Origin of the sequence: Flavobacterium xueshanense, from assembly GCF_900112975.1 — a bacterium.
Classification (GTDB): Bacteria; Bacteroidota; Bacteroidia; order Flavobacteriales; family Flavobacteriaceae; genus Flavobacterium; species Flavobacterium xueshanense.
On the sequence record NZ_FONQ01000010.1, the window covers coordinates 1 to 14,615 of the forward strand.

Sequence of the window (14,615 nt, forward strand, 5' to 3'; positions counted from 1 at the left end):
GAAAACAACATCAAAATTAGTATGACTGAAAATGGTGATCCTTACGAAAATGCAATAGCAGAGAGAATAAATGGTATTTTAAAATATGAATTTTTACTAATAGATGGATTTATAAATCATGTACAGGCATTAAAAGCAATAAGGGAATCTATTGATATTTATAACCAAAATAGGCCTCACTTAAGTTGTCAAATGTTAACGCCAAATCAGACGCATTTACAACAAGTAATCAAATCAAAAAAATGGAAGAAAAAAACCTCGAAAGTTTTTACTTCCGAGGTTAATAATTAGTGTAATTTTAAAATCTAATTCGTGTCAACTTTTTTCAGGACTAGACACATATAATTTAAGCGACTTGAATTCGTTACTATAAAAAAGTAATTATGAAAACATTTTATAAAAAAGGAATATTAGTTTTGATTTTTTTCAATGTGTTTTGTCTTTATGCACAAACCGATTTTAATAAATTAGATGCAAAAGGGAAAAAGCACGGAGTGTGGAAAGGGTTTTATGAAGAATCAAAAAGACCCAGATACGAAGGAACTTTTGACCATGGAAAAGAAATAGGAATTTTTAATTTTTATGATGATACCAAAGCCAAGTCTGTTATTGCCACGAGAGAATTTAATCCGAAAAATAATGCGACGTACACTATTTTTTATGACCAGAAAAGCAATAAAGTAAGTGAAGGAAAAGTAGTCAATAAATTATTTGAAGGACAATGGAAATATTACCATCAAGCCTCGAAAAATATAATGACAACAGAGAACTACATCAAAGGAAAGGTAGAAGGATTGCGTACCGTTTTTTATGCCAGCGGCAAAATCGCAGAAGAAATTAATTATAAAAATAACCTGAAAAATGGTTTTTATAAAAAATACACAGAGAAAGGAATTCTATTGGAAGAGTCTTCTTTTAAGGGTGATTTGTACAGCGGTTTAGCCATTTTTAGAGATTCTTATGGAAGTACGGTTTCGAAGGGACAATTTGTAAATGGAAAAAAATCAGGTATTTGGCAGTTTTTTGAAAAAGGAAAATTAGTCAAAGAAATGAATATGAGCTTTCCGGAAAATGCAACAAAATCCAAAAATAATTAACGGTATCGTTAACAGCTACTGTTGCAAATCTTTTGTAACTTTGCACCCTTGTAAAATTATAATTTTTTGTAGATGAAGCGTGTTGTTGTAGGACTTTCGGGAGGTGTAGATTCAAGTGTTGCTGCTTATTTGTTGCAAGAACAGGGGTATGAAGTTATTGGCCTTTTTATGAAGAATTGGCACGATGATTCGGTTACCATTTCAAATGAATGTCCATGGCTGGAAGACAGTAACGATGCTTTATTAGTTGCTGAAAAATTAGGGATTCCATTTCAAACGGTGGATTTAAGCGAAGAATACCAAGAAAAAATCGTGGACTACATGTTCAGCGAATATGAAAAAGGACGCACTCCAAACCCGGATGTGCTTTGCAACCGTGAGATAAAATTTGATGTTTTTATGAAAATCGCTTTGAGTCTTGGTGCTGATTATGTTGCAACCGGACATTATTGCCGAAAAAGCGAAATTGAAGTGAATGGTGAAACGGTTTATCAACTTAAATCCGGTACCGATACCAATAAAGATCAATCCTATTTCTTGTGTCAATTATCCCAAGAACAATTATCAAAATCATTATTTCCAATTGGCGAATTAACAAAACCGGAAGTGCGTAAAATTGCCACTCAAATGGAGTTGATCACTGCTGAGAAAAAAGATTCACAGGGTTTGTGTTTTATTGGAAAAGTACGTTTGCCTGAATTTTTACAACAAAAATTACAACCCAAAGACGGAATTATTATCCAAATTGATAAAAACGATGCTGTATACAGTTCTGAATTACAAGAAGGGATAAGTCTGGAAGAAGAGTTGAAAGCGGCCGCGAAAAAAATTCCGTACACACCGGAAATGGGAAAAGTTGTGGGAAAACATCAAGGTGCCCATTATTTTACTACCGGACAACGAAAAGGATTAAATGTAGGAGGTACAACGGACCCTTTGTTTATTATCGCTACAAATGTCGAAACCAATACTATTTATACAGGATTAACCAGTCAACATCCTGGATTATTCAAGAAAGCTTTGCGTATTGAAAAAGAGGAAGTGCATTGGATTCGGGAGGATTTGGTTTTAGCCAATGGAGAAACGATGGAGGTAATGGCAAGAATTCGTTACAGACAGCCATTACAAAAAGCCACTTTGCATCAGTTTGAGAACGAAATGTATCTTTACTTTGACGAACCGCAGTCCGCAATTACCGAAGGGCAATTTGCAGCTTGGTATTTAGGGGATGAATTAGTTGGTTCGGGTGTAATTTCTTAGTTTAGTACTTTGTTTACTAATATTACAGGAAAAATATTTGCTTTAAATACAAATTAAGAATGTTAAAATAGCTGTAAGCGTGATTCAATCCCATTGGTAGTTAGAATCTTTATAGCTCAATTAATAAAGTTACCTATGAGAAAATTCTATTTATTCCTTTTTTTAATCATCAGTACCGCCAGCTTTTCACAGCAAGATGCGTGGGTGTATTTCAATGCGAAACCCAATTCTCAATTCTATTCCGATTCACCGTTGAAAATGCTTTCTCAAAGGGCATTGGACCGAAGAACCAATCAAAATATTGCCTTAGATTTTAAAGATATTCCGGTAGAGCAAACTTATATTAATCAAATAAAAGCAAGTCCGGGAATTATGGTATTGGCAAAATCCAAATGGATGAACGCGATTCATGTTCGAGGACAGCAAGCGGCTGTAAATTCTTTATCGCTGTTATCTTTTGTCAATAAAGTTGATTTTGCTGATAAATCGATGAATCAAACGGGTAAAATAGCAAAATCTGCTACAGTAAAAAAAGCAGATAAGACTAAGAAAACTAAAATTGATTATGCTTATGGATCGTCTTCAAATCAAATCCAAATGCTTAATGGGCATTTTTTGCACCAGCGTAATTATACAGGTTCCGGAAAAATAATTGCCGTAATGGATGCCGGTTTTCCGGGTGTTAATACGACACAGCCGTTTCAAAGATTAAGAGATAATAAACAAATTTTGGGCGGTTACAATTACGTGTCGAGAAACCCGGAATTTTATACTGGAGTGTCACACGGAACATCTGTGCTTTCTTCAATGGGAGGTTATAAAGAAAATTCGTTAGTGGGAACGGCTCCCGACGCCTCTTATTATTTGTTCATCACGGAAGACGATACTTCTGAAAATCCTGTAGAAGAATCCCTTTGGGTTGAAGCTGCAGAAAAAGCGGATAGTTTAGGTGTCGATATTATAAACACGTCTTTGGGTTATTTCGATTTTGATAATCAAGCTTACAATCATACATATAGTGAAATGAATGGCACCACTGCATTTATGTCCCGCGGAGCTGAAATTGCATTCAGCAGAGGAATGATTTTAGTTACTTCTGCCGGTAATTCAGGAAGTTCCTCAAATCCTCATATTGCCGTTCCAGCTGATGCCGTTTCAGTAATTGCCGTAGGTGCCGTAAATTCATCTGAAACAAAAGCTTCTTTTAGTTCAATAGGTCCATCTTTTGACGGAAGAATAAAACCGGAAGTAATGGCACAAGGGCAAGCAGCAGTAGTTTCTGATGCCGCAGGGAATATTGTAACGGCAAGCGGGACTTCTTTTTCTGGCCCAATCATGGCAGGAATGGTGGCTTGTTTGTGGCAGGCATTTCCTGAAAAAACGAATCGGGAAATTAGAGATTTAATTCTGCAATCATCTGATAAATTTTCAGTGCCAAATAATCAATACGGATATGGAATTCCTGATTTTAATTTGGCGGTAAGCAGTCCTTTAGATGTAAATTCTTTTTCGAAAGATGATTTTATCATTTATCCCAATCCTGCAAGTGATTTTGTAACGGTTTCTTTACCTTCAAAATTTGAAATGGGAACTGTTGTTCTGTACACTTTGCTGGGACAGAAAATTTTAGAACAAAAAGTGACTCCTCAATCTTCGATCATTTCATTGAAAACACTGGAAAAAGGAATGTACTTTTATAAAATGGAATCCGTTGGTTTAACTAAAACGGGAAAAATTTTAAAACAATAATACTATTACGTTTACATGAATAAAATTATAGCACTATTCAAAATAAAATATCCAATCATTCAAGGCGGAATGATTTGGAACAGTGGATATAAATTAGCAAGTGCTGTCAGTAATGCAGGAGGTTTAGGATTAATAGGAGCTGGCTCTATGTATCCTGAAGTTTTGCGGGAGCATATTCAAAAATGTAAACAAGCGACTTCAAAACCATTTGGAGTAAATGTTCCCATGTTGTATCCCAATATCGAAGAAATCATGAAAATTATTGTTGAAGAAGGCGTGAAAATCGTTTTTACTTCGGCAGGAAACCCTAAAACGTGGACTTCATATCTAAAAGAAAATGGCATTACTGTTGTACATGTGGTTAGTAGTTCTGTATTTGCGTTGAAAGCACAAGATGCGGGCGTTGATGCTGTAGTTGCTGAAGGTTTTGAAGCCGGAGGACATAATGGAAGAGAGGAAACCACCACACTTACGCTAATTCCTATGGTGAAAGAGAAAATAAAAATTCCATTGATTGCCGCGGGAGGAATTGCCACTGGGCGGGGAATGATGGCCGTAATGGTTCTTGGTGCAGATGGTGTTCAGGTTGGAAGCAGATTTGTTGCTTCATTGGAATCATCGGCTCATGATAATTTTAAGGAAACCGTAATCAATGTGAAGGAAGGGGATACGCAATTGACTTTGAAAGAACTTGCTCCTGTTCGGTTGATTAAAAATAAATTTTATCAAGATGTGCAGGATTTATATCAAACCAGTCCAACAAAAGAGGAAATAGTTGCGTTAGTAGGAAGAGCAAGAGCAAAACGAGGTATGTTTGAAGGTGATTTAATTGAAGGAGAACTGGAAATAGGACAAGTAGCAGGAATAATCCACTTCATAAAGCCAGCGGGAGAAATTGTTAAGGAAATGATAACCGATTTTCAATTGGCTAAAAAAGAAGTGTTAAATTTCAATTTTTAAACTATGGCTAAGATAAAAATATACAGCATACTGCTGTTTTTGGTACTAGGATTGCACACTTCTTATGGACAAAGCTACAAGTTTAAAACATCGGGATTTAGTGTTTTAGAAAAAAATGAAAAAGGAAAATGGGGCAAATGGTCTGATTTAAATCTGGTGAATGTGCTGGTAACGTTGGATACTAACAAAAGTAGAATAGTAGTTTATTCTCAAATTATTCAGCTTTTTGAAATCATCGAGTATCAAACCACTGAGGAAAATGATACTGATATCGTGTATTCATTTACGTGCAAGGACAATGAAGGTGTTGATTGTACGGTTTCTATAATCACCAGAAAAAAACAAGAAAACAGGAAACAGCTCTATATCAATTATGACAACCGGATTATTGTTTATAATATTTTCAATATGTAAATAAGGTCGTTTTATCCTTTTTGGGTTTTGTTCATTTAAAGTATTTCGATATCCTTGATGAAATCATCATACTCTGAATAAAACACTTCCAAAGCAGTCATTTTTTCATTGTAAAAATCAAAAATTTCGTTCCAGTATTTTTGGTTGCTAACGCCGACATTTAATTTTTCAACCCAAATACGGCTTATTGTTTTACCGCTTTCTAAGGTGTATTCTTTTACAAAAATCAAATCTTTGACAAATTCCTCTTCGAGAATGTTTTTTAAAGCTTCGAGTTTTTCAAAATAAGCAATTCTTTTTTCATCACTTCGATGTTCTATGTCTATTAAAACTTGGGCTTTTTTATTATCTACGTAAAATTTAAAAGAGAAATCTTTAATTTTAGTATCATACAACAACCATTTTCGTGGATATTTTTCTGCAAATGCAATCCAGAATTCGCGCTTCAATTTTTGGGTTTCTACTTTGCTGTACATAATTGTTGCGACTTTAGGGGCTAGAAAATTTGTGCAACTCTATTTTCTAAACTATATTTATATTTAATTTCAATGTGCAAAAATAGACTTTGATTATGGATTTTCAAGAATTTTTACAATTTGTTCCCAAATTAATTGATGCTAAACTTCCAGCTTTTGAGGCGCACATCAAAATGGCACCTTTAGAACGGTTGGAAAGTTTGAAAAAAATAGATTTTGGAGATAACAATCCAAGGATAGCAGCTGTATTGATGCTTTTTTATCCTAAAAATGATACAACGCACTTGGTACTGATTGTCCGTAATTCGTATGAAGGCGTTCATTCGGCACAAATTGCTTTTCCAGGAGGAAAATATGAACAAGATGATGATAATTTCGCCTACACTGCCCTTCGTGAAACCCATGAGGAAGTGGGGATTCATCCGGATAAAATTGAAATTCTTAAACCATTTACAGAATTATATATTCCACCAAGTAATTTTATGGTGCATCCTTTTTTGGGTTTGAGTAAAGAAGAGCTTGTATTTGTACCGGAACCCTCTGAAGTTGCGGAGATAATAGAATTGCCATTATCTGTTTTTCTGAGTGATGCTATTGTAGTTGATACTAATTTGTCCACTTCCTACGCGGACAACATCAGTATTCCGGCTTTCAAAATTGAAAACCATATCGTATGGGGCGCAACAGCGATGATGTTAAGTGAACTGAAAGAAGTCTTGAAAGAAGTCTTTAACACTTCAATTTGACGCTAAATGAAGGTGTCAGAATTGTAAATAACATCAAATATTAATTTCGTAAGTTTGCTGATTCAACATTAAAAACACATAATTTTATGGGATTGTTTAAGAGAAATCCTTTTGGTCACATACTATTTATAAAGAAATGGTTAATTCGAATTTTCGGTGCCATCACACATAGAAGATATAGAGGGTTTAATGAACTGCAAATCGAAGGTTCAGAAATTATCAGGAATTTACCGGATACCAATGTGCTTTTTATTTCCAATCACCAAACCTATTTTGCTGATGTCGTTGCAATGTTTCACGTATTTAATGCAAGCTTGAGCGGGCGCGATGATACCATCAAGAATGTGTGTTATCTGTGGCAACCTAAAATGAATATCTATTATGTGGCAGCCAAAGAAACCATGCAGGCGGGATTATTGCCAAGAATTATGGCGTATGCAGGAGCGATTTCAGTAGAGCGCACTTGGCGTGCCAAAGGAGTAGATGTACAGGAGAAAAAAGATTTTAATCCGGATGACACTGAAAATATAAAAATAGCTTTAAAAGACGGTTGGGTAATTACATTCCCACAAGGAACAACAAAGTCCTTTAAACCCGTTCGAAAAGGAACTGCTCACATTATAAAACAACACAGGCCTATTGTTGTACCTATCGTTATAGATGGTTTTCGTCGTTCATTTGATAAAAAAGGATTGCGCATAAAGAAAAAAGGAATTCTGCAATCTTTCATTGTCAAAGAACCACTCAATATCGATTACGATAATGACACCATTGAAGAAATTGTTGAAAAAGTCGAGTATGCTATTGAGCAGCATTGCTCGTACCTGAAAGTAATACCCGCTGAAATTATAAAAGAACAAGAAGAACTAAATAAAACCCGCAGGTGGGAATACTAGATAAAAGTTAATAACTGCTCTTCCAACCCTTGATTCGCACAATTCAATAGGTGTTATTAATTTTTGATGATAATTTTCGTCATTTCGAGTAATTTTCTCCCGACAAATCGTGAATAAAATAGTATCGAGAATTAGAAAATTATCATTAAAAACGGTTTTCTATAAATTTTTGTTCTGCTTTGCTTTACAAAATCCCAATGCTTCGGGCCGAACTGGCATTTTGAATAATTACAGGTAATGGATAAATATCAATAATAACCCATTGGGTATAATCTAAGTTTCCTTTTTAAGTCACGTAGATTTTGAATTTATTTTCAAATAAATTTATATTTTTTTTTGCTTTTATTTAAGTCAGTCTAAAGAACCCTATTACTGAAGGAAGTCGGAAGTCATAGTTTACGTACTTTTTTAAAAGGAATAATTTATCCTATTTAAAAGAATTAATATACTGAATGCTTTTAAATGAAATACTTAGTGCAAATTATTTATATTTGCCTGCAAGATTTTACAGAAACCAATGAACCAACCCGAACAAACCAATACCACGTGGCTGTTTGAAATAACACCAAAAAATAAATTCTTCTCGCTGAACCTAAAGGAAGTTTGGCAATACAGGGATTTGCTGCTGCTGTTTGTCAAAAGAGATGTCGTGACTGTATATAAACAAACCGTTTTGGGACCGCTCTGGTACTTGATTCAGCCGTTATTCACTTCGATTACATTTACTATTATTTTTAACAACGTTGCAGGTATTAATACCGGAACAGTACCTCCTTTTTTGTTTAATTTGGCTGGAATCACGGTTTGGAATTATTTTACCGCTTGTCTCAATGGTACTTCAAATACTTTTGGTGCTAATGCCGGGATTTTTGGCAAAGTCTACTTTCCACGTATTATCGTACCACTGTCTATTGTGGTTTCTAACTTATTGAAGTTTGGAATCCAGTTTTTTATATTCATTTGTTTTTATGGCTACTATTATTTTCAAGGTGCTGCAATAGGGATGAATGTAACGACTTTATTCTTTCCATTATTGATTGTTATGATGGGTGTTTTAGGATTGGGATTGGGAATGTTTATCTCTTCGTTAGTTACCAAATACCGAGATTTCAGTAACTTGATTGGTTTTGGTGTACAACTATTGATGTATTTGTCGGCAGTAATGTACCCGATGGCTTTAATAAAAGAAAAATTACCCACGTACGGCTGGTTAGTGGAATACAATCCTTTAGCCTATGTGATAGAAACAACGCGATACATGTTGCTAGATGTTGGACAAATCTCTTTATACGGATTGGGTTACACGTTTTTAGTAACCATTGTCGTGTTTTTAGTGGGAGTTTTGATTTTTAACAGGACGGAGAAGAGTTTTATAGATACGGTTTAGGTTGGTGAGAAGTGAGTGGTGAATCGTGAATAGTGAGAAGTGAGAAGTGAATGGTGAGTAGATAATGGTAAAAAGAAATTGAGATGGATCATAAAGATTTAGACGTTTGGAAGAAGAGTATGGATTTGGTAGTTAAAGTCTATCAGATTACACAGTTATTTCCAGATACCGAGAAGTATGGTTTAACGAGTCAAATGAGAAGAGCAGCTGTTTCGATTCCATCTAAATATTGATGAAGGAACTGCACGAAAAGGAGATAAAGAATTAATACAGTTTTTGTATATTTCCATAGGGTCACTCTCAGAATTAGAAACTCAATATTTAATTGCGATACGATTAGGATTTGTTACAAATGAGGATGCTTTTGGACAACAACTCATTGAGGTTAAAAAGCTTTTGATGGGATTTAAGAATTATATAAATAAGAAGTGAGTGGTGAGGGGTGAGTTGTGAGTTGTCAGAAGTGAGAAGTGAGAAGTGAATTGTGAATGGTGAAAGGTGAGAAGAGAATCGTGGAATGTGATAAAGAATCTTACGTAAAAATTAAAAAAAGAAAATATTATATAGCTAAAAACGAGTAAAATGAAACGGAATTGTGAATAGTAGGAAGTTGTTTTCTATTCACCATTCACTTTTCACTTCTCACGAATTATGAAAGACATTATATTAAAAGCCGAAAATATTTCTAAGCAATACCGACTGGGGCAAGTTGGGACGGGTACTATGGCGCATGACTTGAACCGTTGGTGGCATCAAATACGCGGTAAGGAGAATCCATATTTAAAAATAGGCGATATCAATGACCGCAGTACAAAGGGAGAAAGTGATTATGTGTGGGCGCTGCAGGATATTAATTTTGAGGTGGAACGTGGTGAGATTCTTGGAATTATTGGAAAAAATGGAGCGGGGAAATCTACTTTGCTCAAGATATTGTCCCGAGTAACTGCTCCCACTACCGGCAGTATTAAGTTTGGAGGTCGTGTGGCTTCTTTGCTCGAAGTGGGTACCGGATTTAATGGAGAAATGACTGGCAGGGAAAATATTTACCTGAATGGTGCCATTTTAGGGATGACCAAAAAAGAAATCACTTCTAAAATTGATGAGATCATTGAGTTTTCCGGTTGTGAACGTTATATTGATACTCCTGTGAAACGCTATAGCAGCGGAATGTACGTGCGATTGGCTTTTGCCGTTGCCGCATTCTTAGAGCCTGAAATTTTGATTGTTGATGAGGTTTTGGCTGTGGGAGATGCCGAGTTCCAGAAAAAAGCGATTGGGAAGATGCAGGATATTTCGCAATATGGAGGAAGAACGGTTTTGTTTGTGAGTCATAATATGGCGGCTATTAAACAGTTGTGTACCAAGACTATAATAATGGAAAACGGAATGATTGTTTTTGAAGGTAAAACAGATGATGGCATTGACTATTATTTACAATCCAACCAATACGAGGGATACATAGGACACTATGTAAATGAAGCTATTCAAGAATCTGGAATTGTAAGTCTAGCTCTTGTAGATAATAATAATGTAATCAGAACGGAGTTTGGTTTTGATGAGACCGTTGTCATCAAGATAAAAATAAAAGTAAGTGAGAAACATTTGAATGCCCACTTGGGTTTTAGAGTGGTGGATAGAAATGAGAGAGTAATTTTTACTTCAGAAATTAAATTTGCTGAAAAAAATGTTAATAATGGAATTAATGATTTTGAAGTGCAACTACCTACTAAATTTTTAGCTCCCAATGCTTTCAGGCTAACATTTGGATTGCATATTCCAAATCAAGAGTTAATTGATTATTTAGAAGAGTGTTTGTCTTTTGAGATTGTAGAAACTGGTTCGGAGTTTTACATGTATAACGGGAACGATTATGGTTGTGTTTTTGTACATTGTAATTGGGTATTGAGATAGGTTTTTATTTAATCAGATGATATAATAAAATAATAAAACACTAAAAATGAATAAAATTAAGCGAATTATAATTGCAATATGTCCTCCATTATTTTTGAAAGGCTTCTATAAATTAAAAAGAAGAATTTCTGCTAGGCCTGTTAGTCAAAAAGAAAAGCCTGTTTTAAATCCTGATAAACAAGATTTAGATTTATATTGGGACCCCGTTATGGCAGAGTTATTGGAGACTTGGGGCGAGGATCACGCATGGAATGAAATTCAAATGTTATTAGTAGGAAAGAAAGGTAAAGTTCTAGATATAGCTTGTGGGACAGGTATAACAATTGATATTGTTTCAAAAAACAAAGATTTAAAAGTTTATGGATGTGATATTTCTGATTTTTTGATTCAAAAAGCAATTAAGAAAGGAATTAATAAAGAGTTACTAGAAGTTTGTGATGCTACTAATATGATTTGTTATGATGATAATTCTTTTGATACTTCTTATTCCATTGGCTCATTAGAACATTTTACCGAAAAAGGCATTGTTAAATTTGTTGAAGAAACATATAGAATTACTAATAATTTTTCATTTCATATGGTTCCAATTTCACGAAATGGAATAGATAATGGATGGATTTCACCTTATCAAAGTTATTTTAATAATTCTGAAGAATGGTGGTTAGAGAAGTTTAAATCAAAATTTAAAAGTGTGCAAAGCATTAATTCTGGATGGAAAGATGATGCTTCAATTGGAAAATGGTTTATTTGTTCAAAAAAATAGTATTCTTACTTTGTGAGATAACTTTATAAATGTAAAATAATGCTTAAAAAAATCATTAAAAAAGGATATAATTACTTTTTAAAAAGAAACGCTAAAAAAATAGCACTAAAAAAAAAAGAAATTGAAATTAATTTCTTTCATAATGGACAAATTCCTTGGTCGGAAGGTTATATAGCTCATAAAAAAGAATCAATTATTAAAAATATTTCGGATGCTTTTATTTTAGATGAATTTTCTAATAAAAGAGTTCCTGTAAATTATGGTTTCCGCTTAGATGAAAGAATTGTAGAGTATCCTTGGATTTTTGCTAATATTCAAAAAAATAAAACTATTTTTTTAGATGCGGGTTCAACATTCAATTTTGATTATTTATTGAGTAATGAATTAATCGAGAACAAAGAAAAGTATATTTATACCTTTTATCCAGAAGGAAAGAGCTTTAACGAAAAAAAAATATCTTATGTCTACGGTGATTTAAGAGAATTACCTTTTAAGAATGATTTTTTTGAAGAAATTGTTTGTCAATCTACGATTGAGCATATTGATATGGATAATTCAATGTACGGATATGATTTAAAATCAACTTTGGATTTAGTTACAAAGAAAAGCTATGAATATCTAAAAGTAATTGATGAATTATTGAGAGTATTAAAAACTAATGGACAGTTATTATTGACATTCCCTTACGGTAAGTTTGAAAATCATGGTTTTTTTCAACAGTTTGATAATGAAATGGTAAAAAAAATTATTATAAAAATGGACTGTTTAGGGGAATATGAATTAACTTTTTTTAAATATTTGTCAGAAGGCTGGGTTATAACATCACAAGAGGATTGTAATGATTCGGAATCATTTAATCCTCATACTCAAATTGGGAAGAAAGATGATTTTGCAGCTCATAGTAGAGCAATTTGCTGTATGAAATTTATTAAAACAAAATGAAAATCTTAATCATAGGTTCTAGAGGATTTATAGGAAATCATTGTGTAGCATATTTTGAGTCTAAAAAGTTCGAAGTATGGAAAGCAGATGTCAACGAATCATCGGATGAGAATTTTTATAATATTAATCGTCAGAATTCTGATTATTCCATACTATTCAAAGAACATCGATTTGATGTTTGTATTAATGCTTCAGGTTCTGCCCATGTCGGTTTTTCGTTTGAGAATCCTTCCAAAGACTTTGAACTCAATGTGGTTAATGTTCAAAAAATATTAGTAGCTATTCGGGATTATAATCCGGAATGTAAGTTTATCAATTTTTCGAGCGCAGCAGTATATGGCAATCCAAAAACACTACCTATTAGTGAAAATGTACCTTGCAAACCATTGTCACCGTATGGTTTTCATAAACTTCAAAGTGAGTTGCTGCTTACGGAGTATCATAAATTCTTTGGTTTAAAAACCTGTAGTTTGCGTGTTTTTTCTGCTTATGGACCTGGGTTAAAAAAGCAATTGTTTTGGGATTTATATCAAAAATCACTTCAGAGTGATGCAATTTCACTTTTTGGAACAGGAAATGAAACTAGGGATTTTATTTACATTGATGATTTACTACAAATTATTGATTTAGTAATTCAGCATTCTGTTTTTCAAGGTTCCATTTATAATGTTGCCACTAATGTTGAAACGACAATTGCGGAGGCGGCAAAAGTTTTTTTCAAAGTATTTTCTCCCGAAAAGAAAGTAGTATTTAATAAAAAAGTCAAAGTAGGCGACCCAAATAATTGGCTTGCTGATATGGAAATCCTAAAAGAAAAAGGATTTCAACCTCAATTTAATTTACATTTGGGATTAAAAAAATATTCAGCATGGCTCAGGGAAAACGAGTAGGAATTATTTACAGTTATAATGAAGATTGGATTGGTGGTGCCTACTATATCCAGAATTTGATTCGTTCGCTAAACTACCTTCCCAAAATAGAACAAATTCAATTGCATATTTTAGCTAGTGATAAACAAGCTTTCGAAGAATTAAAGAAAGTTACGGGATATCCTAAAATGAAATTTATAAGCGATAGCATTCACTACAATAAAATAGAAACATTTATTAACAGGGTTTCTTTTAGAATTATGAAAAAGAAACTAATTTCAAAAAAAATAGAATTAGAATGGTTATTCCCACTTTTTGATGTTCCAAATCAGTTGAAACATATAAATGACTTAGTGTTTTGGATACCTGATTTACAAGAAAAATTTCTTCCTAATTTTTTTTCAGAAGAAGATGTAAAAATGCGTCATGACAGGTATCTTAATATGATTCAGTTAAACCAAAAAATTGTTTTTAGTAGCCAATCAGCTTTAAATGATTTTAATACCTTTTATCCCAGTTCAAAAAACGAAAAAAAAGTGCTGCAGTTTGCAGTTGTGCATCCTGATTTAATAAAGGGAGATCTAAAAATTATTAAAGAAAAATACGGAATTACAGGAGATTATTTTTTCTCGCCGAATCAGTTTTGGCAACATAAAAATCATATTTCCATAATTGAAGCGGTTAAGATTTTAAAGGATAAAGGGGTTACTGTAAAAGTTGTTTTTACAGGTAAAGAGTATGATTACAGGAATCCTGAATATACTGCTAATTTGAAGCAAAAAGTTATAGATTATCAATTAGAAAATGAAATACTGTTTTTAGGTTTTATAGATAGGATAGACCAACTTGTATTGATGAAAAATGCGCAAGCAGTTATTCAGCCTTCTTTGTTTGAAGGTTGGAGCACTGTCGTTGAAGATGCAAAAGCACTAAATCAAACTTTAATCGTTTCAAATATTGCTGTCCATCAAGAACAGTTAGGAGATAAAGGCTATTTTTTTTCTCCAAATAATTATGATGAATTAGTTCAAAAAATGGTTGAAGTAATAAACAATCCAATATGTAAATTAATTTATGATGTAGAATATACAGAAAATATAAAACAGTTTGCTTTAAAGTTAAAGATGTTGTCAAATAATACTTAG

At 33.4% G+C, this 14,615-nt stretch carries 17 protein-coding genes; 16 read left to right on the plus strand and 1 reads right to left on the minus strand.

Translation table 11 applies throughout. The annotated features are described in order from the left end of the window. The 6 genes from BMZ76_RS10205 to BMZ76_RS10230 all read left to right on the plus strand — a co-directional run. The coding region (locus tag BMZ76_RS10205; protein WP_143071051.1) for an integrase core domain-containing protein at nt 1-291 on the plus strand (291 nt) is incomplete at its 5' end. Nucleotides 292-383: 92 nt separating this feature from the next. Next, on the plus strand, nt 384-1,097 hold the full coding sequence (locus BMZ76_RS10210) for a toxin-antitoxin system YwqK family antitoxin (protein ID WP_091205705.1): 714 nt from the start codon (nt 384-386) through the stop codon (nt 1,095-1,097). Between the two features lie 72 nt (nt 1,098-1,169). After that, nucleotides 1,170-2,357 (plus strand): tRNA 2-thiouridine(34) synthase MnmA, encoded by a 1,188-nt coding sequence (gene mnmA / locus BMZ76_RS10215; RefSeq protein ID WP_091205707.1) that lies wholly within the window; start codon nt 1,170-1,172, stop codon nt 2,355-2,357. A 135-nt stretch (nt 2,358-2,492) separates the two neighbouring features. Further along, nucleotides 2,493-4,106, plus strand: a complete 1,614-nt coding sequence (locus tag BMZ76_RS10220; protein WP_091205710.1) for a S8 family peptidase — start codon at nt 2,493-2,495, stop codon at nt 4,104-4,106. 15 nt (nt 4,107-4,121) lie between these two features. Further along, the gene (locus BMZ76_RS10225; RefSeq protein WP_091205712.1) at nt 4,122-5,066 is read left to right on the plus strand and encodes an NAD(P)H-dependent flavin oxidoreductase; all 945 of its coding nucleotides are present in this window, start codon (nt 4,122-4,124) and stop codon (nt 5,064-5,066) included. Between the two features lie 3 nt (nt 5,067-5,069). Further along, on the plus strand, nt 5,070-5,480 hold the full coding sequence (locus BMZ76_RS10230) for a hypothetical protein (protein WP_091205715.1): 411 nt from the start codon (nt 5,070-5,072) through the stop codon (nt 5,478-5,480). 35 nt (nt 5,481-5,515) lie between these two features. On the opposite strand, the gene BMZ76_RS10235 is transcribed toward BMZ76_RS10230, so the two are convergent. Then, nucleotides 5,516-5,956, minus strand: a complete 441-nt coding sequence (locus tag BMZ76_RS10235) for a DUF4268 domain-containing protein (protein WP_091205717.1) — start codon at nt 5,954-5,956, stop codon at nt 5,516-5,518. Between the two features lie 95 nt (nt 5,957-6,051). Here BMZ76_RS10235 and BMZ76_RS10240 point away from each other — a divergent pair, with 95 nt between their 5' ends. The 10 genes from BMZ76_RS10240 to BMZ76_RS10280 all read left to right on the plus strand — a co-directional run bounded on the left by BMZ76_RS10240 (nt 6,052) and on the right by BMZ76_RS10280 (nt 14,615). Then, on the plus strand, nt 6,052-6,702 hold the full coding sequence (locus BMZ76_RS10240; protein WP_091205719.1) for an NUDIX hydrolase: 651 nt from the start codon (nt 6,052-6,054) through the stop codon (nt 6,700-6,702). Nucleotides 6,703-6,788: 86 nt separating this feature from the next. Next, complete coding sequence (locus BMZ76_RS10245) at nt 6,789-7,598, plus strand: lysophospholipid acyltransferase family protein (RefSeq protein WP_091205722.1); 810 nt, start codon at nt 6,789-6,791, stop codon at nt 7,596-7,598. A 517-nt stretch (nt 7,599-8,115) separates the two neighbouring features. Beyond that, nucleotides 8,116-8,985, plus strand: coding sequence for an ABC transporter permease (locus tag BMZ76_RS10250; RefSeq protein WP_091205725.1), 870 nt, complete (start codon nt 8,116-8,118; stop codon nt 8,983-8,985). A gap of 119 nt (nt 8,986-9,104) precedes the next feature. Then, nucleotides 9,105-9,218 carry a four helix bundle protein gene (locus tag BMZ76_RS16395; protein WP_317615067.1) on the plus strand — a complete coding sequence of 38 codons (114 nt, stop codon included), beginning with the start codon at nt 9,105-9,107 and terminating at the stop codon, nt 9,216-9,218. A gap of 43 nt (nt 9,219-9,261) precedes the next feature. Further along, nucleotides 9,262-9,417 carry a four helix bundle protein gene (locus BMZ76_RS16400; RefSeq protein ID WP_317615065.1) on the plus strand — a complete coding sequence of 52 codons (156 nt, stop codon included), beginning with the start codon at nt 9,262-9,264 and terminating at the stop codon, nt 9,415-9,417. 219 nt (nt 9,418-9,636) lie between these two features. After that, nucleotides 9,637-10,896, plus strand: a complete 1,260-nt coding sequence (locus tag BMZ76_RS10260) for an ABC transporter ATP-binding protein (protein WP_091205727.1) — start codon at nt 9,637-9,639, stop codon at nt 10,894-10,896. 46 nt (nt 10,897-10,942) lie between these two features. After that, entirely contained in the window at nt 10,943-11,659 is a 717-nt protein-coding gene (locus BMZ76_RS10265; RefSeq protein WP_091205729.1) for a class I SAM-dependent methyltransferase, read from the plus strand. Between the two features lie 39 nt (nt 11,660-11,698). Then, complete coding sequence (locus BMZ76_RS10270) at nt 11,699-12,601, plus strand: class I SAM-dependent methyltransferase (RefSeq protein WP_091205731.1); 903 nt, start codon at nt 11,699-11,701, stop codon at nt 12,599-12,601. Continuing rightward, nucleotides 12,598-13,491 (plus strand): NAD-dependent epimerase/dehydratase family protein, encoded by an 894-nt coding sequence (locus BMZ76_RS10275; protein WP_091205733.1) that lies wholly within the window; start codon nt 12,598-12,600, stop codon nt 13,489-13,491. Before BMZ76_RS10270 ends, BMZ76_RS10275 begins: the two co-directional genes overlap by 4 nt. Further along, nucleotides 13,470-14,615, plus strand: coding sequence for a glycosyltransferase family 4 protein (locus tag BMZ76_RS10280; protein WP_091205735.1), 1,146 nt, complete (start codon nt 13,470-13,472; stop codon nt 14,613-14,615). Before BMZ76_RS10275 ends, BMZ76_RS10280 begins: the two co-directional genes overlap by 22 nt.